This window comes from Granulicella pectinivorans, from assembly GCF_900114625.1.
Taxonomy (GTDB): domain Bacteria; phylum Acidobacteriota; class Terriglobia; order Terriglobales; family Acidobacteriaceae; genus Edaphobacter; species Edaphobacter pectinivorans.
Window position 1 is genome coordinate 3,693,938 of the sequence record NZ_FOZL01000001.1, and the last position, 21,156, is coordinate 3,715,093.

General features: G+C 58.9%; 19 protein-coding genes and 1 tRNA gene. 14 read left to right on the plus strand and 6 right to left on the minus strand.

Features of this window, described 5'->3' with window-relative positions; genetic code table 11:
• Position 1: 1 nt before the first annotated feature.
• From BM400_RS14675 to BM400_RS14685, 3 genes are read right to left on the minus strand one after another with little or no spacing between them, the layout of a single operon-like run.
• Positions 2-1,549 carry a GumC family protein gene (locus tag BM400_RS14675; RefSeq protein WP_089840093.1) on the minus strand — a complete coding sequence of 516 codons (1,548 nt, stop codon included), beginning with the start codon at positions 1,547-1,549 and terminating at the stop codon, positions 2-4.
• A gap of 12 nt (positions 1,550-1,561) precedes the next feature.
• Positions 1,562-2,857: a hypothetical protein gene (locus tag BM400_RS14680; RefSeq protein WP_089840095.1), complete on the minus strand. Its 1,296-nt coding sequence runs from the start codon at positions 2,855-2,857 to the stop codon at positions 1,562-1,564.
• Entirely contained in the window at positions 2,857-3,369 is a 513-nt protein-coding gene (locus BM400_RS14685; protein ID WP_245781883.1) for a polysaccharide biosynthesis/export family protein, read from the minus strand. The genes BM400_RS14680 and BM400_RS14685 overlap by 1 nt, the downstream gene beginning before the upstream one ends.
• A 411-nt stretch (positions 3,370-3,780) precedes the next feature.
• Here BM400_RS14685 and BM400_RS14690 point away from each other — a divergent pair, with 411 nt between their 5' ends.
• From BM400_RS14690 to BM400_RS14715, 5 genes are all read left to right on the plus strand, one after another.
• A complete protein-coding gene (locus BM400_RS14690; RefSeq protein ID WP_089840097.1) occupies positions 3,781-4,677 on the plus strand; it encodes an exosortase/archaeosortase family protein in 897 nt (298 codons plus the stop codon).
• Positions 4,674-5,339, plus strand: a complete 666-nt coding sequence (locus tag BM400_RS14695) for an exosortase C-terminal domain/associated protein EpsI (RefSeq protein ID WP_089840099.1) — start codon at positions 4,674-4,676, stop codon at positions 5,337-5,339. Before BM400_RS14690 ends, BM400_RS14695 begins: the two co-directional genes overlap by 4 nt.
• 32 nt (positions 5,340-5,371) lie before the next feature.
• On the plus strand, positions 5,372-7,687 hold the full coding sequence (locus BM400_RS14700; RefSeq protein WP_089840102.1) for a tetratricopeptide repeat protein: 2,316 nt from the start codon (positions 5,372-5,374) through the stop codon (positions 7,685-7,687).
• A 298-nt stretch (positions 7,688-7,985) separates the two neighbouring features.
• Positions 7,986-8,555 carry a PEP-CTERM sorting domain-containing protein gene (locus tag BM400_RS14710; RefSeq protein WP_089840107.1) on the plus strand — a complete coding sequence of 190 codons (570 nt, stop codon included), beginning with the start codon at positions 7,986-7,988 and terminating at the stop codon, positions 8,553-8,555.
• A gap of 165 nt (positions 8,556-8,720) precedes the next feature.
• On the plus strand, positions 8,721-10,697 hold the full coding sequence (locus tag BM400_RS14715) for an EAL domain-containing protein (RefSeq protein ID WP_089840110.1): 1,977 nt from the start codon (positions 8,721-8,723) through the stop codon (positions 10,695-10,697).
• Positions 10,698-11,208: 511 nt separating this feature from the next.
• Here the strand turns inward: BM400_RS14715 and BM400_RS14720 are convergent.
• The 3 genes from BM400_RS14720 to BM400_RS22830 form a co-directional block, all read right to left on the minus strand.
• Positions 11,209-11,285: transfer RNA gene (locus BM400_RS14720), tRNA-Glu, on the minus strand.
• A 90-nt stretch (positions 11,286-11,375) separates the two neighbouring features.
• Positions 11,376-11,651: a DUF507 family protein gene (locus BM400_RS22825; protein WP_089840112.1), complete on the minus strand. Its 276-nt coding sequence runs from the start codon at positions 11,649-11,651 to the stop codon at positions 11,376-11,378.
• Positions 11,648-11,926, minus strand: coding sequence for a DUF507 family protein (locus tag BM400_RS22830; protein ID WP_089840113.1), 279 nt, complete (start codon positions 11,924-11,926; stop codon positions 11,648-11,650). The genes BM400_RS22825 and BM400_RS22830 overlap by 4 nt, the downstream gene beginning before the upstream one ends.
• Before the next feature lie 72 nt (positions 11,927-11,998).
• On the opposite strand from BM400_RS22830, the gene BM400_RS14735 reads away from it, so the two are divergent.
• From BM400_RS14735 to BM400_RS14775, 9 genes are all read left to right on the plus strand, one after another.
• Positions 11,999-12,469 (plus strand): hypothetical protein, encoded by a 471-nt coding sequence (locus tag BM400_RS14735; protein WP_089840115.1) that lies wholly within the window; start codon positions 11,999-12,001, stop codon positions 12,467-12,469.
• A gap of 130 nt (positions 12,470-12,599) precedes the next feature.
• Positions 12,600-14,411, plus strand: coding sequence for a single-stranded-DNA-specific exonuclease RecJ (gene recJ / locus BM400_RS14740; RefSeq protein ID WP_089840116.1), 1,812 nt, complete (start codon positions 12,600-12,602; stop codon positions 14,409-14,411).
• A gap of 58 nt (positions 14,412-14,469) precedes the next feature.
• Positions 14,470-15,711: an efflux RND transporter periplasmic adaptor subunit gene (locus BM400_RS14745; RefSeq protein ID WP_089840118.1), complete on the plus strand. Its 1,242-nt coding sequence runs from the start codon at positions 14,470-14,472 to the stop codon at positions 15,709-15,711.
• 2 nt (positions 15,712-15,713) lie between these two features.
• Positions 15,714-16,679: a tetratricopeptide repeat protein gene (locus tag BM400_RS14750; RefSeq protein WP_089840120.1), complete on the plus strand. Its 966-nt coding sequence runs from the start codon at positions 15,714-15,716 to the stop codon at positions 16,677-16,679.
• Positions 16,676-18,013, plus strand: a complete 1,338-nt coding sequence (locus BM400_RS14755) for a TolC family protein (RefSeq protein WP_089840122.1) — start codon at positions 16,676-16,678, stop codon at positions 18,011-18,013. The genes BM400_RS14750 and BM400_RS14755 overlap by 4 nt, the downstream gene beginning before the upstream one ends.
• Positions 18,014-18,075: 62 nt before the next feature.
• Positions 18,076-19,557, plus strand: coding sequence for a hopanoid biosynthesis associated radical SAM protein HpnJ (gene hpnJ, locus BM400_RS14760; RefSeq protein ID WP_089840123.1), 1,482 nt, complete (start codon positions 18,076-18,078; stop codon positions 19,555-19,557).
• A gap of 285 nt (positions 19,558-19,842) precedes the next feature.
• The gene (locus tag BM400_RS14765) at positions 19,843-20,280 is read left to right on the plus strand and encodes a hypothetical protein (RefSeq protein WP_089840125.1); all 438 of its coding nucleotides are present in this window, start codon (positions 19,843-19,845) and stop codon (positions 20,278-20,280) included.
• Between the two features lie 35 nt (positions 20,281-20,315).
• Positions 20,316-20,753: a DMT family transporter gene (locus tag BM400_RS14770; RefSeq protein ID WP_089840128.1), complete on the plus strand. Its 438-nt coding sequence runs from the start codon at positions 20,316-20,318 to the stop codon at positions 20,751-20,753.
• On the plus strand, positions 20,753-21,145 hold the full coding sequence (locus BM400_RS14775; protein ID WP_089840130.1) for a hypothetical protein: 393 nt from the start codon (positions 20,753-20,755) through the stop codon (positions 21,143-21,145). Before BM400_RS14770 ends, BM400_RS14775 begins: the two co-directional genes overlap by 1 nt.
• The last annotated feature ends 11 nt before the right edge of the window (positions 21,146-21,156 follow it).

Consider the following 21,156-nt stretch of genomic DNA (forward strand, 5'->3'; position numbering starts at 1 on the left):
GCTATCCCCCCACCGGCGTGGCAGAAGGTTTTGAAAGCCTCCGGCTGAAGGATCGCCGGAGCAACGCGAAGCGTCCCTGAGGCGCGACATCTGAAATGACATCAGAAAATGCGATGACACCGAGAGTAGGTAGCTTTGTGAAGGCCCACACATCGCGCTCGTTACGCAGCGAGGTATCGCTGTACTCGAACAAACCCACCGTCAAAAGTCCCAGGGCAAGTCCCCCGACCAGACCACCCATTACAAACACGCTGCGCTTGGGAGAGAATGGTGCATCGGGAAGATTCGGCTCATCCATCACTCGAAACTGCTCGCCCTGCTGGCGTTTTTCAAGGTCAGTTGCCATTTTCGACTGGTTCATCTTGGTCAGCAGATCGTCATAGAACGTCTGCGCCGTCTGATAGTCCCGAGTCAGTTCCTTGTATTCCTGCTCCACAAGCGGACTGGACTGAATGCGGCTCTGATACATCCCGATCTGCGATTGAATCTGCGCCTGATCCTTCCGTTTCGCCTGGATGCCAATTTCCGCCGAATGGATCTGCGCCCGCAACTGTTGCACAGCCATTGAGTCGTTCCTGTTCGGGAATGCGACACTGACCTGAGCCCCCGTGACCGTCGGCGTGCGCGCAATCTCACGGCGAAGATCAGCGACCTTACGCTTCACCGCGATCACGTCGGGATAGTCGGCGGTATAGTGGCTCGTGAGATCAGCTTCCTGCGAGAGCAAACTCTGCAACTCAAGTTCGCGTGTCTGCCGTGTCCCGGGCTGGCTTAGACCAGCAGTGCTCGAAGACTGAAAGCTCTGTGACTGTTGAGCCAGCATAGCCTCTTCGTATGCTTTGTCCTGCTCCATGCGCGACAGTGCCTGAGTCGCTGCGTCCAACTGCGTGTTTAGACTGGTCAGCATGTTGACGTTAGGTTGCTCTTCACCCGGCAGTCGTCCGATGTACTGCCGCTGAAAGTTGGCGAGCTTCGCATCATGTTCATCGAGGTTGCGCTTCGCATCGGCCAGTTGGCTCTTCAAAAAGTCAGTCGTGCCTTGAGCGGATGCCTCGCGTGAGCGTAGATTCTCGCCAAGAAAGAGCGACGTAATATCACCACAGACCAATTGTGCGGTGTGGGCATCGCCAGCTTTGAAGGAGACAAAGAAGCCCGGAAGTCCGGAAGAGTGCGCAATCTCTGAGGCGATTGGCTTGATCTCGATGCTGCGTCGCGCGAGGTCGATGCGATCGTCCATCGACATCGACTTGCCAGAGTAGAGGTTGTATCTCTCAATGATGGGCTGGATGCTTGAGCGGCTTAGAATCTGCTCTTTCATCGAGGCCAGGCGGCTGTCCAGATCAGACGAGATGACCGGCTTGACATAGTTGTCCGGAACCTTCTGCCCTTCAATGATGACGAGCGTCTGCGAGAGGTACTGAGGAGCAACAAGAAACGTTGCAGCGAAGGCAATAATGGGAAGAATGATCACAGGAATCAGGATCATCCAACCTCGGCGTTTCAGAATTGAGACGTAGTCTTCCAACGTCAGTGTGCGGTGACCCAGCATGGTGCTCCTTTGCTAACGTCCTAGACGGATCTGGCCTGGGGAGTACGTCACCCCGAAGCCAAACGTCTGGGAAAGTCCGCTGAACGCGTTCGATGATGAAGCAACGATGCCCTGCGTCGTTTGCCGTTGGATCGTGTAGCTGCCGAAGGCAGAGAAGCTGCGGCTCAACTGACGAGAGAGCTGTCCGCTTGCGACGACGGCGTCAATCGAAAAGGGTGTGGTCGTTACGTTGGCAAGGCTGCTCGAGTGGGCGTAGCTCACGCTGCCCGCTGCGCCCCAGGCCCGATTGAGCATCCGCCGTGCACTGAATCCGATCGAATCGGACAGTGCACCCGGAACAACCCCGGAACCGTTATTCGTGCCTCGTGTGTACCCGAGGGACATGCTTGTTTTTTCACGGACGTAGCTGAAAAATAGCGAGCCTGCCACGGACAGCGACGTGGAGCTGAATGTCGTGCCTGCGTTCCATTGCGGTCCAATGGACGCATCCATGATGAGGCGCGGCGTAAAGCTCCGCACATATTCAAAACTCAGACCGTTGGTATTGAAGGTGTACGGTTCATCGACATACGTGAAGCGGGAATAGCTGTAATTTGCAGCTACGGTGTTGCGAGCGTTGATGCGATGGTTGAGGCCGCCCGAGCCGGTTACCTGGTTGCTGTTCAGTGCAAAGACGGAATCGGTCAGGAAGCGCTGAATCCCATACGAACCCGTGCCTTCGATGGAGGTGCTGCCGGTGAGGTTCCGTGTCGCCGTTGCACTCGCGAAATTGCTGACGCGGTTCGCATAGTTCGTAAGAATGCCCGATCCGAAGCCCTGACCGACCTGCACGGGGTCGATCGCGAGATCGCCGAGCCCGGGGATACCTGAAAGGCCCACAGTGGGGCTCTGCGGAAGATAGCTGACCGTATCTCCAACAATGAAGTTCCACTTCTTCTGCTTCAAGACCTGCGACAGCGAAAGATTCTGGAATGTCGTGGAGGGTTGATAGCCCGATGTACTGCCGAGAAAGCCTCCCGAATAGACGGCACTGAAGGGATGCGTCTCGCTGCGCGACAAATACGCAACATCACCGGAGATGTTGGTAGAGGTCGCGGTGCCGTCGCCGCCGTTATATCCGGTCGTTACCGTCTCCGAAGCGCTCACAGCATAGGTCAGATTGCCTCTCAAGTCAGGCACATCGAAGCCCTGGTAGGGCGCAGGTGCCGTGGCTGCGGGAACAGCCTGGGCGCGGACCACGGGAACCCCCAGGAGGACGACAGTTGAGCCGCAAAAGAAGATGTGGCAAAGCAGGGTTTTCTTCGTCATTAGGGCACCACGATGGTGTCGCCTGCGGCAAGCGAGACCCCTTGTTGATTTCCATCCCGGATCGCCTTCTTGTAGTCGAAGGGAATCTTCTGCTGCTTGCCCGGCTCTCCGTGGAGAATGTAGATCTTCTTCCCGTTCGCATAGGGGGTAAGGCCACCCGCCGTCGAAAGAACCTGCAGCGGGCTCATGCCCGTAAGGAAAGTGACCGGGCCTACATGCTGCACTTCGCCCAGCACGTAGACCTGTTTGACGTGCACAGAGAGCACCGTCACCGTCACGTTCGGCTGGTTGATGTACTTCTTCAACCGCGCGCTAATGTCCGTACTAAGCGTCATCGGAGTGAAGCCGGCAGCTGGAAGGTCACCGATCAACGCAAGCGAGATCATCCCGTCCGGGCGCACCGGGAACGAGCTGGATAGACTCGGCTCTTTCCATACAGCCACCTGGATCGTGTCGCCTGCAGCAATGACATATTGTGATGAATTCGGTGCCGTATCCGAAACATTCGCCATCGCGGATGTCTGCACTTCGGGAACGGCAGATGGAGCCTGCGAGGGAGGCACAGGCAGGGAGATTGCCGGCCTTGTACCAGTCTGTTGCGCGGACCCCGCAGCCGAGAGAACCACAATGGCCCCCAAGATGCTACCAAGAGTCTTTATGGGGCGCCTGAACTGCATGGACGGACATACATCGAAGAAGATCATTGAGCTGGATCTATGCACGGCAACAGCCAAACCGCAAAAAGCTGCGTTGTTACATGGAAATTCCTTTCCGCTCCCCTCCTACGTCGATTTTCGGCTGGGGGAAGATCTCCGGATTGGGAAAAAAAATGCCCACTGTGCGCAAACAGTTCGCTATCCCTCTCTGGTTGTCTCGTCCCAGCCAACATCGACAAACGGCGTAGTCAGAGAAAGGAGCGGCGCATGGTAAAGGAAGCTGAGATCCCAATTGCCAATATCCGCCGCGGCTCATCGGTCCCGAAGTGCCAAGTCCACACCTGGGTTATGGGCGTGTTGATCCTGGCCCTGGTGTTCAGTCTCTATCTGGATATCGGCATCAAGCTTGTATCGGACTGGTTTGAGCTTCCCGACTTCTCCCATGGATTCCTCATCCCGTTCTTCGTCGCCTTTCTCGTTTGGGATCAACGCCGCATCCTCTTCGCGGAAGCTACTTCGCCAAGCTGGTGGGGACTGACGCTGGTGGCCGCTGGCGTTGTCACCCTGCTTACGGGCGTCTTCGGTGCGGACCTCTTCCTGTCGAGAATCTCCTTCATCCTTCTCTGCGCCGGGCTCATCTGGACCCTCGCCGGTCGCCGTGCGCTTGGCAAGACCAAATTCATTCTTTTCGTCCTTCTGCTCGCAATTCCCTTGCCTACGCTCCTCTTCAACCAGATCACCTTCCCTCTGCAACTTTTTGCGTCGCGGCTTGCCAGCGCCGCGCTCCCTCTCGCTGGTGTTCCAGTCCTCCGCGATGGCAATGTCATCCAGTTGCCCGCCATGCAGCTTGAGGTCGCGGAGGCCTGTAGCGGTATACGGTCGCTGCTGAGCCTGTTCACGGTAGCCGTGATCTACGGATATTTTCTAGAGCCGACCCGGTGGCGTCGTCTTGCACTCGCTCTCGCAGCGGTGCCGATCGCAGTTGCCGCAAACGCGTTGCGCATCGTAGGAACCGGCCTTTGCGTTCAATATTGGAATCCCGATAAGGCCATCGGATTCTTTCATGAATTCTCGGGCTGGCTCATGTTCGTTATCTCGCTCTGCTGTCTCTTCTTCATCCACAGTGCCATGCGGCTGATCGCGCGAAAGGCGGTCTCCGTATGAAACAGTCTGCCCGCTTGTTCGCGATTCTGATCCTACTGCTCCTGGCTCGCGGTCTTATCTTTGTGCGCGGAGACGTGGACACCGTACCCCCAAGCGCTCCATTGACCGAATTTCCCTCCGTTGTTGGGCCATGGAACGGCAAGGAGATTCCGTTGGATCCCGCCATCCTCCAGGTCCTCGGCAAGGGGTCGTTCCTCAACCGAACCTATTCACCCGACGAACTCACCTCTTCGCCGGCCACCCAATCCGTTCCCATCGGATTATTCATCGGCTACTTCCCGACTCAGCGCACCGGGCAGGCCATTCATTCCCCCCAAAACTGTCTTCCCGGCTCAGGCTGGACCTTTGACTCCAAAGACATAGCGGATCTGACATCATCCGACGGCAGTATCCATCACATCGGCGAATACATCATCTCCAACGGCAAGACCCGCGAAGAAGTCTTGTATTGGTATCACTCCCACGGTCGCGACATCGCCAGCGATTACAGCGCCAAGATGTACACCCTGCTCGACTCCATCCGTCTCAATCGCACGGATGCGGCACTCGTTCGCATCATCACACCGATACAGAGCGGAGAGAGCCGGCTCAGCGCCCATCGCCGCGCGATCAGCTTCGCAGAGCATCTCTCGCCCATTCTCCCCGCATTCATTCCAGATTGAACCGCCTCCGATCCGCAATCTCCCACCAGCTTATGAAAAAGGAAATCAATATGACCAAGAGATCAAAAGTTCAACCCAATCGCTACACCGCGGTCGTCATGGCCTCACTCGCCGTCCTCTCCACCGCGGCATGCAAACATGATCCCAATGTAGAGAAGAGGAAGTATCTGCAGAGCGGCATTCGGTATGAGAACGACGGAAAGTATAAGGAAGCCGCAATTCAGTTGATGAACGCGATCAAGGTGGATCGCAACTACGACGAAGCTCACTACGAGTTGGCTAAGACCTACATGAAGATGGGCACACTCATGCCCGCTTATCAGGAGCTGATGAGGACCGTCGACCTGAACCCATCCAACCTGCCCGCGCGCATCGATCTCGGCTCCATGCTCATCACCGGTGGCATTCCGGATCGCGCTTTGGATCAGGCGAAGGCTGTTCTTGCTATGGACCCGAACAACGCCGATGCTTATGCCCTGCGCTCCAACATCGCGCAAAAAGCCGGTAATCTGCCCGAGGCCCTCGGCTACATCCAGCATGCTTTGTCGATCGATCCCAAGCGCTCTAGTTTTCACTCCACACTCGCCATCCTTGAAAGCGAAAGCGGCAACGATAGCGCACAAGCGGAAGAAGAACTGCACCGCGCCGTAGCACTCGACTCAAAAAATACATCCGCGCATCTCGTACTCGCGGTGCTTATGGAGAAACGCGGTGACCGCCAGGGCGCCGAGCAGGAATATATCACCGCGATTAGAGAGGCACCAAAGAACCTCCAGGCGCGCTCCGGTCTCGCAGGCCTTTATCTCAGGATGGGCAACGATGCAGGCGCGGAGCATGCACTGCAACAAGCCGCCGAGGATATGCCGGAGAACCTCGAAGCGGCCCAGCTGCTCAAGGACTATCTCGTCCAGGCAGGTCACGCGGATCGTGCGGAAGAGGTGTACTCCGGTCTGGTCGCAAGGCACTCGAAAAGCGTTCCGCTCAAGGTCGTTTATGCACGTGTCCTCATACAACGCGATAACTATGCGAAGGCCCAGACCGTCGTGGACGACCTGAGCAAGGTCAGCAGCAACTCGCCGGACGTACAACTCCTCAACGGTGCGCTTCTCCTCCACGCTGGAAGGAAGGACGAGGCCGTTGCGCTTCTTCAGAAGTCCGCAAAAAATGTTCCAGACAGCGTTCCGGTGCAACTCCTCCTCGCTCAAAGTGCGAAATTAAAGGGTGACCTCAGCCTCTCGGAAGCCAGCTTCCGCGAAGCTGCCCGTCTCGATCCCTCCAGCCTGGAAGCGCAATCCGGACTCGCGTCCATCGCGAGCCAGCGCGGCGATTCCAGCCTCCTGGCCCAGGTTGCCGACAACACGATCAATCTCCACCCGGACTATGCAAGCGCATATCTCTGGCGCGGAACGGCGGAGGCGAATCAGAAGCAGTACGACCAGGCGGAGATCGACTTCCAAACCGCGCTCAAGAAAGATCCCAATAACGCGATCGCATACACCGAACTTGGACAACTCCGTCTGAGGCAACAGAAAATCCCCGAAGGAAAGGTCTTGCTCGAACAAGCGTTGGTCAAAGACCCCAACGAATTATCCGCTCTACATCTGCTCATCACATACGATCTCGCAGCGAAACAGCCGGAGAAGGCAATCGCGCGCGTTCAAGAGCAAATCACGCGTTCTTCCAGCAATGCCAATCTCTACAACGACCTCGCGATTCTTCAACTTGGCATGAAGAACGCCACATCCGCTCGCGATAGCGCGAAGAAAGGAATGCAACTCGATCCTTCCAATCAAAGTGTCCTGCAGACCTTCGCTCAGGCAGAGGCAGCATTGGGCGAGACCGATCAAGCCATTGCGGCCTGGCAGCAGTGGTCGAATGCGCATCCTGATGACGCGAGCGCGTATGTCATGCTCGGAACCTTCGAGGAAGCAAAGGGAGACTCTGCGAAAGCAATGGATCTTTACAAGAAGGCAATCCAGGTTAAGCCGGGGCATCCTGTGGCCTCGAATAATCTCGCCTACCTGATGATTGAAAACGGGGACAACACAGATCTGGCCCTGTCACTGGCGCAGACCGCACGACGCGCCATGCCGGAGTCCCCAAGCACCGCGGACACGCTTGCCTGGGTTTATTACCACAAAGGGACATTCGCATCGGCACGCGATCTTCTTGAGGACGCCTTGAAACTCGATCCGGCGAACGCTTCGATCCAATACCATCTGGGTCTCACCTACGGAAAGCTGAATGACAAAGCAAGCGCCGCCGTGCATCTTAGAAAGGCTTCCTTGCTATCACCAAACACGCAGACGGCAAAGGACGCGGCCGACGCACTGGCCAAGCTTGGCTGAGCTCTAGATACCCGTATGAATCAGAGACGGCACTCAGGCCGTCTCTGATTTATTTAACCCACACCAAGAATTGCCTCCTTCCATTCATGAACACCAAGTGGGGCAGAATAGGTCAACTATACGCATTTTTTTGCACGCCTATCTTTGTACTATCTCTTCAAATCATTGAATTCATTGACGCGGAAATGGTCATCCAAATGCAAATAGCCTTCTCGCAACCGCAAGATGGGTCGGATGTGATGAAGCATTTGGCCTTTTGCATAGCGACCCGCTCCCGAGCGGAATTCCCGGAGGACCATTGAACAAGATCACGAAATTCCTAGCCCTGTGCGCGATGCTGATTGCCTCTGTATCCATTGCATCCGCCACACCCATTACTGGTTCCGTCGCCATTGGCGGAACAGATACGTTCACCTCAACTGGCATCAGCTTTGATCCAAGCACAGGCATCGTTCTGGCCGCCACGGATAACATGTCTCCCTTCCGCTTCTTCACCGCCGCTTTGCAGAGCTTTAGCTTCGATAGCTCCGCGATCGGTACAAAAGTATTTTCCGTAAGCAACGTACTCGATACCCTCTACTTCACAATCAGCAGCATCGTTAGCTCATCCGTTTCGTCATCGGGTAGCTCCCCCACGTTGGCTGTGTCCGGCACAGGCACCTTCTACGAAGTCAACAACAGAACCGGGGCCAATGTGTACACGCCCACTTCCGGTCTATTTTCCCTCACATCTTCTACGACGGGAATCACCAGCTTCCAGTTGGTCAGCACCGCAGTCACCCCTGAGCCGAACAGCCTCCTGCTTCTCGGAACCGGTCTCGTGGGTGCAGCATGCATGCTGTTCCGCCGCCGGCGTCTCGCTATCTAACTGAACGTCTTTGTTCTCGGCGCCGCCCTCGTGGCGGCGCCCTTTCTAAACCAGGCTTTGATCGCGGACAGAGATTGCCATGCGTTCAGAAAGCGACTCTGGCGACAAAGACAACTTCCGCATCACTGCAGCCTCTTCTCCCGCAAAGTCACTCCCCGGACACCCATGATCTTTACCGAGCCAGTTGCAGCAACAGGCACCAACGGACGCACATCAGAATCCCCACTGAAACTGATCGATCAAATGAAACTCCAGCGCCTCCGCCGCTTCGAGGAAGAAACCAAGTTGCAAGAAAACGCCGTCGATATGCACCTCCGCCTTCTGGAATCCGTTGTGATGAATGCCAATGAAGGTGTGATGATCACTGAAGCCGAAATTCTTGATGAGCCCGGCCCTCGCATTCAATACGTCAATCCTGCCTTCACTCGGATCACGGGCTATACGCCGCAGCAGGTCATCGGCAAATCTCCCAGGTTTCTTCAGGGCCCTCTTACAAGCTCTGCGGCCCTCAAAACCCTGAGAACAGCACTCCATAAGCGCCATCCTGTCGAAATTGAGCTGATCAACTACAGAAGTGATGGCGCGGTCTTCTGGGCGGAGCTCAGCATCTCGCCCGTCCATAACGACAATGGCGCACTCACCCATTGGATAGCCCTGCTGCGCGACATCAGCGAGCGCAAAGCCAACGAGGAAGTAGCTATCCGTGCGAAGGCCGCCGAAATGCAAAACGAAGCTCTCTCCTTCGAGATCGGTGAGCGCAAGAAGATCGAAGCCAGGCTTGCCCACACAGCCTTCCACGATGATCTCACTGGCTTGAAGAACCGCGGTTACTTCATGGATCGGCTCACAGAATCGCTGCAACACGCTCAGACCCGGCAGCCATTTCAGAGCGCACTCATCTATCTTGATCTCGACGGCTTCAAGGCCGTCAATGACACGCTGGGCCATCGTGCAGGCGATCTCGTCTTGATTGAAGTCGCGCGACGCCTGGAGGGATGCTGCCGCCCCAGGGATACCATCTCCCGCTTCGGTGGCGATGAGTTCACCATCCTTCTGGATGACATCCAGTCTCTCGACCAGGTCCTTACCGCCGCGCAAAGGATTCTGGAGCGACTGGAAGAACCGTTCCCCTCCATCGGTCCCGGCATCGTGATCAGCGGCAGCATGGGCATCTGTGAGGTTCAGGCATGTCATGCCAAGCCCGAAGATCCGCTGCGTGATGCCGACACCGCGATGTACCGCGCCAAGCTTCAGGGAGGCGGACGGTACCTCGCCTTCAATGAGGTCATGCACCAAAGCGCCACGGCGCTCATCCAAACCAAGTCGCAGTTGAAGCTCGCGGTCCAACGCGAACAGTTCGAACTTTTCTATCAACCCATCCTCAACGCCCGTACTCTGCGCATCGTGGGTGTCGAAGCTCTGGTCCGCTGGAATCACCCTGAACGCGGTCTTCTCGCCCCGATAGAATTCGTTGGGCTCGCCGAGGAGACGGGAACAATCTTGCCGTTGGGCGCCTGGATCCTTCGCACGGCTTGTAAGCAGCTCAAGAGCTGGCAGGACGCCCTACCCGGCGTGCCAGTCCTCGTTAGCATCAACGTCTCCAGCAAGCAGCTCGACGATGCGAACTTCTTTCCCGACCTCGTCGATCTCCTCGCCGAAATTCAGGTGGATGCCCGTTCATTGCAGATTGAAGTGACGGAAACGATGCTCTTGAAGGATCCCGAAAGAGTCACCGCCCTCTTCGCACAGATCCGCAAAATCGGCATCCGGATCGCGCTCGACGATTTCGGCACCGGATATTCTTCCCTCAGCTATCTCGAAAAATACCCCATCGACAGCCTCAAGATCGACAAATCTTTTGTCGATCGCCTTGGAGAGGGCTCAACAAAAAAGAACATCGTCCGCATGATCATCGATCTCGCACGCGATCTGGGGCTCGAAGTCTTTGCGGAAGGCATACAAAACGTCCATCAGAGCGACGCCCTGATGGAATACGGCTGCAATCTTGTTCAGGGTTATCTCTACAGCCGCCCAATCCCGGCCGGCGAGATGTTGCTCCTCTTGACGCAGGGCCTTAGAGGCTCAGGAAACATCTCGCCGTCAGCCAGTGAACCGGCGCTGGCCGGAACGCAAACCCACTAACGCAGAACCCTTTCCACGATCGCAGGAGTTCATCGAATGCCCATGTGTCCCCGTTGCAAAACGAGCATGTCAGTAAGGCCGTCACGGAAGAAATGGCTCTTCGCGCGTCTTAAGAATCTGATCCGCCTTCACCCGTTTCGATGCGATGCATGCAGGTCGCGTTTTTATCGCTACCAATGAGCGAACAGACACAGTTTCGAATAAGACTTTCAGCCGATCCCTCCGCATCCGTAGAACCGACACCGTTCTATGCGATAAGGCCCCTCAGGACTTTGAGGGTAGCCCGGGTGCCACGAGGCAAAAGTGGCGACAGTTAGCTCGATCAGATCGAGTCTCTCAACTCTCCCTTAGCCACTGTCTCAGTTTCACCAGGGAGTCTAGTGATTCCCAACGCCGCGGCGATGCAGGCTTGGCGCGGTGTGCCTATCACCCACTCCTGGTCGCAATCGACCGTACCCGTCGATCTACCTCACGGAACTCATTGGTAAATGATTGATCTTATTGAGTATTTTGGTAGCGTTACCGGGGCTCGAACCCGGACTCTTCGCCTTGAGAGGGCGACGTGTTAACCAGTTACACCATAACGCCATATTGCACAGCATAGAGCAGGAAGCGTGTGTGCCTCAACCACTCAACTTTCCAAGTATAGCAAACCCGATGGAGCTTGCCAAACAGGTGCTAGATACCCAGCTTCTTGACCTCGTCGTTGTAGTACTTGCGGTAGAGGATGTCCCACTCCTGCGAGCCTTCGACGATGATCTTTCTCTGCGACGAGATCTTCAGGCGCGCGGCCTGATCGATCTTCGTCTCTTCGGTCAGCAGCTTCAGCAGAGCCTTGCGGGCCTCCTGGCGGATCGTGTTTCGGTCCTCCAAAAAGTCGCACTCGGGGATCTCAGCCAGAGTGTCAGCCACAGTGTGGGCCAGCTTGTTTACCTTATCCGCAGAGATTCTCACAGCACCGCCTTATACTTGCGGGCGAGCTCGGCTTTTACCTTCTTGAACATCTCCGGGTAGCTCGCGCCGGTTTTGCGCATATCGTCCTGGAACGCCTCAAGGATCACGCGGACCTCATCGTTAATGCGGTCTTCGAGCGACAGCTCCTCGATCATCCCCTCCGCCACCCGCTCGTTCAGGACAGCCGGCTTCTCGGAGTGAATCATCTTCTCGGCCATCAACTGCTTTACAGTCTGACGCGCCAGGTAACCAACATATTCTTTAGAAAAGATCATGGACTTTAGCCTTGACTATACCACGCAGGTTGATGTGCGAATCCGCCCCCTTTCTGCGACAATACTCTCTGCATGCAACCAGATAACCTTATTTCGCTGAAAGACGACATGGTGGCGTTCATCGCCGGCCACGGCATGCGCCGCCTCAACGGTTACGTCACCGAAGATGTCCCCACCGTTCTCTTTGAAGAAGAGGACGCCGACGGCTGGAAGGACTTCGTCGAACACGCCAAGGCAGCCGGCGCCCCGTTCCTCACGATGTCCGAGGTCATCCTCGAACGCGAGGACATTACCTTGCTGATCGAACAACTGCGCGAAGACACCTTCCCCGACTCGGACGAGATCGAGGTCGAAGAGGCCGAGCAATTGATGAAGCACGTCGGGAAGGTTGGGTATCTGCAACTCGGGTTCGCCCACCAGGGCGTCATGTTCATCTGCGAGATGGCAACCGACTGGTACGACAGTTTTCAGCAACTGATGGAGACCATCGGCGACCTCGGCGGGATTCTCGTCGACGACCACGAAGACGACGACCGGGAATAGAGGAAAAGGCTTTCAACAAGATTTTTCGCCTTTTTTTTAGATAGGCTCGAGTTTTTACCCGGGCCTGCAACATGTGGGGCTCCGGCCCTTGGGGAATCGTCTCCTGTCCGCCGCCGAAAATTCTCCCGCGATGACCGAAACGGCAGCCCTCTTCCGCTGGGAACTTCCCGCATCCGATCCCATCCGCACCGCTGCGTTCGAACGCCATCTAGCCTGCCCTCCCGCGGTTGCCCGAATTATCGCGGACCGAGGCATCGACGACACGAAGTCCTTCCTCTCCCCTTCCCTCGCCGATCTTCACGACCCGAATCTCCTTCTCGGCTTGCCCGAGGCGGTTGCTCGGATTGAGCGCGCCCTGGGAAGCGATGAGCCCGTCCTTATCTACGGCGACTACGACGTCGATGGCACCACCGCAACCGTTCTCCTGAAGACCGCGATCGAACGCGTCGCACCGCCAGGCCATCCTGCGAAGGTGACGTACCACGTCCCCCATCGCATCCGCGAAGGCTACGGGATGCAGACCAAGGTGCTCGGCGAGGCAGCCCTCACCGGTATCCGTCTTGTCATTTCAGTCGATACCGGCATCCGCGCCTTCGCTGCCGCCGACGAGGCGAAGGCACTCGGCCTTGACCTCATCGTCACCGACCACCACCTCCCGGACGACGTCTCCGGGCTGCCCGACGCTCTCGCCGTCATCAACCCCGCCCAGCCCAACTGTCCTTACCCGAACAAGAGCCTGTGCGGGGCGGCTGTAGCCTTCAAACTCGCGCACGCTCTACTCACATCCCACGCTCTGCGCCAGCCAGATCCGTCACGGGCCCTCGATCTTCTCAATTCCCGCATCATTCCCTCATTTCTGAAACTGGTCGCCATCGCCACAATCGCCGACTCCGTTCCGCTGATCGGCGAGAATCGAGCGATCGCATGGCTCGGTCTGCGAGAGTTGGCCAACCCCGTCCAGCCAGGCCTGCGAGCCCTGATGCAGGTCGCCAAGTTACCGCTGGATCAAGCTCCAACCGCCATGGAAGTGGGCTTCCGCCTCGCCCCCCGCATCAACGCCGCCGGACGCATGGACGTAGCCGGGGACGTCGTTGAGCTCCTCCTCACGCGAGACGCCGCCAAGGCCCAGATGCTCGCGGAGAAGCTCGACCAACTCAACCAGGATCGTCGCGCCACCGAGGCGCAGGCGCTGGCAGCCATTGACCTCCAGCTAGCCGCCCTCAAGCCCTACGCGCCGGAATGCATCATTCTCGATCACGCCGACTGGCACCGCGGCGTGCTTGGCATCCTCGCCTCCCGTATCGTCGAACGCACCAATCGGCCAGCCCTCGTCCTCACCCATCAGGACGGACAGGCGCATGGCTCGGGGCGCTCCATCGAAGGCTTCCACCTGCTCGACGCGCTGACCGCAGTCGATGCGCCCGCCCTCTTTACCAAGTTCGGCGGTCACGCCCACGCTGTAGGGCTGACGATCCCGTCCGAAAGTCTGGATGAGCTCCGCCACCGTATGCGGCTCCACGCCACACTTCACCTCACGACCGAGGTCCTTACCCCGGTGCTCCACTGCGATGCCGAGATTCCCCTGGCGGCTGTCGACCAGACGCTCTACCAGTGGCTCCAGCGGCTCGAACCCTTCGGCAACGCCTTCCCGGAGCCAATCTTCATCAGCCGAGACCTTATCCTCACTGATCCCATTCGCATCCTGAAGGAGAAACACGTCTGCCTTCGGTTGCGCGACAGCAACACCAGCCACGCTCCGTTTGAGGCCCTGGGCTGGACTCGAACCATCGACTGGGTCGCGCACACCGAAGGCCTCGAAGCGGGCTCACGGATCGATATTGCCTACCGGTTACGCACCAGCACCTATCAACAAATAAACCGCCTCCAACTGGAGTTAGTCGACCTGAAATCCACTTCCATGAACTCGTATCTATCCTCTTGAAAAAAAATGCTTCGTAAGCGGAACGTCCGTCGTCTTATATACTGACGACTCTTAGAGAATGCAAACCATCGAATCAAAACGATCCAACACTCCTCTCGTCTCGGGCATCGCGATCGTGATTTTGATCGCTGCGATCTTTGGCTTTCGCCATTTCACGCGCGAGATTGTCGAAGTCAAGACCGCTCCCGTCAGCTATCAGGACCTGGTAAGCTCCGTTCCGACCAATGGCAAGATCGAACCCATCGAAGAGTGGCAGGCCCACGCGCCGAACGCCGGCGTGGTGAAGCATATCGATGTTGAGATCGGCGATAAGGTCAAGGCAGGCACCCTGGTCGTGCAAATGGACGACACCGACGCCCGTGCCCGTGTGGCGACCGCGTTGTCGACTCTTCGCTCCGCCGAATCCGCAGCCGCAGACATGTCGCGTGGCGGAACACAGGATGAGCGCATCGGGATGTCCGGCGACCTCGACCGAGCGAAGCTGGCCGTCGCACAGGACACCAAGAGCCTCGCGACGCTGCAGCAGCTCCAGCAGCATGGATCCGCTTCCGCGAATGAGATTGCAGCCGCACAGCAGCGGCTCTCTACCGACGAGAGCAATCTCGCCAGCATCCAGCGGCGCAGCACCTCCCGCTACGGCTCCACCGATCTCAGCCGATCCTCAGCCCAGGTTGCCGATGCCAAAGCCCAACTCGCCGCCGCTCAGGCGCAGCTTGCGGCCGTCAACCAGCGCACCCCCATCGCCGGCACCGTATACGCCATTCCGGTCTCCGAATACGACTTCGTCACGGCAGGAGAAGACCTGCTTGACATCGCCGATCTCGACCGCATTCAGATTCGTGCCTACTTCGATGAGCCGGAGATTGGCCGCCTCCAGCCAAATCAGCCCGTCGAGATCCGCTGGGAGGCCAAGCCCGGCCAGACCTGGCACGGTCACGTCGAGCGTCCGCCCACCACCGTCATCACCTATGGCACCCGCAACGTCGGAGAATGCATCATTACCGTCGACGACGCACACGGCGACCTGCTGCCCAATACGAACGTCAACGTCAAGGTAACCACCGCCCAGCGCATGCACGCTCTGAGCATCCCGCGCGAGGCTCTCCACACCGATGGCGGCGACCACGTCTTCCGCGTCGTCGACGGCCGCCTGAGCCGCACCAACATCCAGGTCGGCCCCGCGACCAACCTTACCCGCGTCGAGGTTCTCTCGGGCCTCTCGGACAAGGACATCGTCGTGCTCAACGCCACCACTAACCGCGACCTCACTGACGGTCTCGAAGTCAAGACAGTCCAATAGCGATGACCCGGCTTCCCTCCCTCGGCAAAGTCGTCGTTCTTCTTCTGCTGGCACCGCTCTCCGCGCTCTGCGCCGACACCTCGGCGGGGTTCGCCGCGTTGCAGCAGGGGCGCGTCGACGACGCCGAAAAGATCCTCCACTCGGCCATCACCGCCGACCCCAGAGCACCACGAGCACACCAGCTTCTCTGCCGCGTCTACTACGCGCAGGATCTGAGCAGCGAAGCCGTCCGAGCATGTGAGATGGCAGTCTCCCTGGCTCCGAACGACAGCGTCAGCCTCGACTGGCTCGGGCGCGCCTATGGTCTCAAGGCAGGACACGTCAATCCCCTCAGCGGTTTCGCGCTGGCCAAGAAGGTTCGGGCTACGTTCGAACGCGCCGTGCAGGCCGATCCCAATAATATGGACGCAGCCACCGACCTCGGCCAGTTCTACGTGGACGCCCCTTCCATCGCCGGTGGAGACATCGACCGCGCCCGCCAGCTTGCCGCCAACATGGCATCCCGGTGGCCTGCCCGATCCCATCGCCTGCTTGCTTATATTGCCAAGAAGAACCACGACGACCAGACCGCCGAAGCTGAGTTCAAGGCCGCCGTTTCCGCTGGCCATACGCCGGAGGCTTATACCGACCTTGCCCTCTTCTACCAGACGCACAACCAGCCCGATCAGGCTCTGAGTGCGATCCGCGATGCCATCCGTGCGGACAAGAACCACGGTCCGGCGCTGGTCGACGCAGCCAGTATTCTGATCGATGCAAAGCGTGCCCCGGACCTGGCCGAGCGGGCTCTTCGTGACTATCTCGTCTCTCCCGCTAAGAGCGATGACGCTCCCGCCTTCAGAGTGCACCTTAAACTGGGTAAACTGCTGGCAGCACACGGAGACCAGGCCGGCGCGCAGCGAGAGTATGCAGCCGCTCTCGCCCTCGCCCCAAACTACGCCCCGGCCCGCGAAGCCGCGAAAGGAGCTTGACCATCAACGCGCCCCTCATCCAGCGCCTCGCGCCGTGTACGCTCCTCCTTCTGGCTGCGACGGCCCATGCCCAGTTCTCGCTCTCCACAGCCGTCGACGTTGCCGTAAAGCGCAACCCGAAGGTGCTGATGGCCGAGGCCAACGTCCAGAAGGCCGAGGCCCAGCTCTCACAAGCACACAGCGCCTACATTCCACAGGTCACGATTGGCGGAGGTTTCGGAAATTCCTACGGATACAGCCCCAATCCGCCCACACTGTTTGCGGCCAACGCTGGATCCCTGGTCTATAACCAGTCACAGTTCGACTACATTCGCTCGGCCCATGCTGGGGTCAAGGCCGCGCAGCTCGCGTATGACGATGCGCGGGACGCCGTCGCGGAAGACACCGCGCTCTCCTATGCCGCGCTTGACCACGACACCAAACGCGAAGCCGCCATCCGCCAACAGCGGAACTACGCCGAGGCTCTCGTCCGTATCGAGCAGGAGCGCGTCGATGCGGGAAAAGACTCCGCCATCGACCTGACCCAGGCCAAACTCTCCCGTGCACGCCTGCACCAGTCCCTGCTCCACGCCCAGGACACAACGGCCATCGACCGCGACCACCTCGCGAACCTGCTCGGCCTCAACCCCGGCGCCGTTCAGTTGGACGGTGTCTTCCCCGATGCACCTCTCCCGGTCGCACCCGTTTCGCTCGAGGCCTACACCTCTCCCGGTGTCGCCTCAGCATTCGCCGCGGCTCACGCCAAGCAGGAACAGGCCTTCGGTGACGCGCGTTACCTCTACCGGCCGCAGTTCAACCTCATCGTCCAGTACAACCGTTACGCCACTTTCACCGACTCCTTCAAGCAGATCGAGAGCCTGAAGGGTGGCAACTCCATCGGCGCCAACCAGAGCGTCTTCGCCATCCAGATCGTGCTTCCTTTGTACGACCGCGTCCATCAGGCCAAGGCGCGCGAATCCGCCGCCGATGCCTCTCACGCTTACCAGGAAGCCCGCAACGCCCAGTTTCTCTCGTTCGACGGCCAATCGAAGCTCCGCCACTCCATCGAGGAGCTTCAGGCGAACGCCGACGTCGCCGGGCTCGAGCAGCAGCTTTCCCAGCAGCAATTGGAGATCCTGCGCGTTCAGCTACGGGGCACCACACCCGACGGTCCCCAGATGACGCCCAAGGACGAGCAGAACGCCTTGATCGGCGAGCGCGACAAGTACCTCGCCGTCATCGACGCCGCGTACCAGCTTCGGCAGGCCGAGATCAGCCTGCTCCGCCAGACCGGAGGATTGACCGCATGGTTGAAGTCCCTGTCCTCCACGACCGTTCCCACCACCACCCCCTGAACCCGAAAGGTACCCCCTTTCGCCGATCTTCCAGATGCAAAGTGGTAAACTAAAAGGTAGCGATGAAACCCCTAAAGACTCTTTTCCTCAATCCGCCCTCGTTCGAGAATTTTGACGGTGGCGCCAGCTCCCGCTGGCCCGCCACCCGCGAAATCGAGTCGTACTGGTATCCCGTGTGGCTCGCGTATCCGGCTGGCATGCTCGAAGGATCCAGGCTGCTCGACGCTCCGCCGCACCACGTTTCCGCGCAGGAAACCATCGAGATCGCGAAGGACTATGAGTTCCTCGTCCTCTTCACCTCGACCGTGGGCTGGCATGGGGATCATGGTCTCGCTGAAGCCATCAAGCGCGGCAACCCCTCTATCAAGATCGCCTTCGTCGGACCGCCGGTCACCACCGATCCCGACCGCGCCCTGAACGAGTGCCCCGTCATCGACTTCGTCTGCCGCCGCGAGTTTGACTTCTCCGTCGTCGAGTACGCCAACGGCAAGCCGCTCGCTGAGATCCTCGGCGTCAGCTACAAGGACGCTTCCGGCGTGATTCAGCACAACGCCGATCGTCCTCAGGTCGAAGACCTCGACGCCATGCCCTGGGTCACCGACATCTACGCCCGCGACATGGACGTCACCAAGTACAACGTCCCGTTCCTGCTCCACCCCTACGTGTCCCTCTACTCGACCCGCGGCTGCCCCGCGCAATGCACCTTCTGCCTCTGGCCCCAGACCCTCTCCGGCCACGCCTGGCGCAAGCGGTCCACTGACGACGTCGCGGCCGAGATGAAGCACGCCAAGGAGCTCTTCCCCCACGTCAAGGAGTTCTTCTTCGACGACGACACCTTCAACATCCAGAAGGCGCGCACCATCGAGCTCTGCGCGAAGCTGAAGCCCCTCGGCCTCACTTGGTCCTGCACTTCGCGCGTCACCACCGACCGCGACACCCTCAAGGCCATGAAGGAAGCCGGCTGCCGCCTGCTCATCGTCGGCTTCGAGTCCGGCGATCCCCAGATCCTCAAGAACATCAAGAAGGGTGCCACCGTAGAGCGCGCACGCGACTTCGTCAAGGACTGCCACGACCTCGGACTCATCATCCACGCCGACTTCATCCTCGGTCTGCCCGGTGAAACCAAGGAGTCCATCCGCAACACGATCGAGTTCGCCAAGCAGCTCGACTGCGAGACCATTCAGGTCTCCGTCGCGCACGCCTTCCCGGGCACGGAGTTCTACGACTACGCTGCCAAGAACGGCTTCATCACCAACGACGTCATGGCCGACACCGGCGGACACCAGATGGCGCACATCGAGTACCCCGGCGTGCCCGCTGAGTACGTCATGGAGATGGTCCACCGCTTCTATGACGAGTACTACTTCCGCCCCAAGGCCGCAGCTCGCGTCGTCTGGAAGGCCATCGTGAACCGCGATGTCCCTCGTCTGTACGTCGAGGCGAAGAGCTTCATGAAGCTCCGCGCCCAGCGCAACAAGGCGAGCCGTCTGAAGAAGGAAGAGAACGCCCTCAAGGCGCAGGAATCCGTCAGCATGAACGCGTAACCGAAACCGTTACAAAGCGGGGACAGCCACCAGGCTGTCCCCGCTTTTCTTTGCCTGCACCTCGCCTCCCCCATACCTTTTGTCATCCACCCATACACCTTGTCATTCTGAGCGCAGCGAAGACCCCGCGTATTCAAGTGACGCCACAGAATTTCCGAGGAGCTCCAACTCTTCCCCATCCGTACCGAGCGAAGCGAGACCGTTCTCCCTCACCCGCAACAAAGACGTCCCCAAACCAAACAGAAATCCCTTTCCCCGCTCTCCCATCCGCGCTACACTCCCCGCATGCGCTTTCGCTCCAAACTCGGCCTCGCCTTCTGGCTCAACTTCTTCACCTGCTCCCTCTGGATCAGCACCGCCACCATGTCGATCCGCAGGCATCCTCGCAGCGATGTGGTCTCCTTGCAATGGATCTGCGCCATCACCTACCTGCTCCTCGTCCTGCTCAACGCAGCCCAGTACATCTTCACCTGGTGGGACATCCGCGAGACCGGCCTCTTCGAGCGCCGCTTCTGGACCACCAAATCCATCCCATGGAGCGAGATCGCCCGCATCCGCCCCTGGCAGCCCTATAAGCGCGCCATCCCCAACACCATCGAGATCATGTACCACCGCGATCCTCCCCTCTCCGACGGCGGGAGCCTCATCGCAAATCCTGCCAGCATCCCCCAGTTCCTCGAAGCCCTGCAAACTCGCGCCCCGCGCGCCGTCTACGACCTCTAAGCGCATCGCCCCCACATCTTCTAAAATCGTAGAAGATGAAACACCGCCTCGCCCCCTCCCAATACGCCGTCCTGTTAGCCGTAGTCCTCACCGCCTCCTTCGGCGACGCCCTCCTCTCAAGAGGCATGGCCCAGGTAGGCCCCGCCGACCTCCACCACCTCACCCTCCTCCTCCACGCCCTCACGAACCCCAACATCGTCGTCGGAATCTTCCTCCTCATCGGTTTCTTCGCCTGTTACATGACCGCTCTCTCCTGGGCCGACCTCACCTTCGTCATGCCCGCGACCGCCTTTGGCAACGTCGTCATCGCCCTCATCAGCCGCTTCATGCTGCATGAGCACCTCAGCCTCTCCCGCTGGTTCGGCATCCTCCTTCTCACATCTGCCGTGGGCTTCGTCGCCAATTCCCCCGCCCGCACCGACCGCGACAACCCGCTACAAGACACAGGCAAAGCCCCCGGGGTGGCCATCTAATGCACCCCACAACATCACGCCTCGTCTCCTGGTCCTGCATCGCCGTTGTAGCCGCCCTAGCCATTGCCGGCGAAGTCCTCATCGCCGCCGCCATGCGTCAGATCGGCGATCTCGACGACATCCGCACCAAATCCGGACTCCCCGGAGCCATCCGCACCGTGATCAGCAATCCAACCTTCATCGTCGGCGGCACCTGCATGGCGCTGAACTTCTTCGCCATGCTCTTCACCCTGTCGCTGGTCGATCTCTCTCTCGCCGCCCCCGGCATCGCGAGCTTCAACTACGTGGGCAACGCCATTGCCGCCCGCCTCTTCCTCCGCGAAAACGTAGACCGCCGCCGCTGGCTGGCCGTCCTCTTCGTCGCCGCGGGCGTCTATCTGTTGGCAAGATAGCGGGTGCCCCA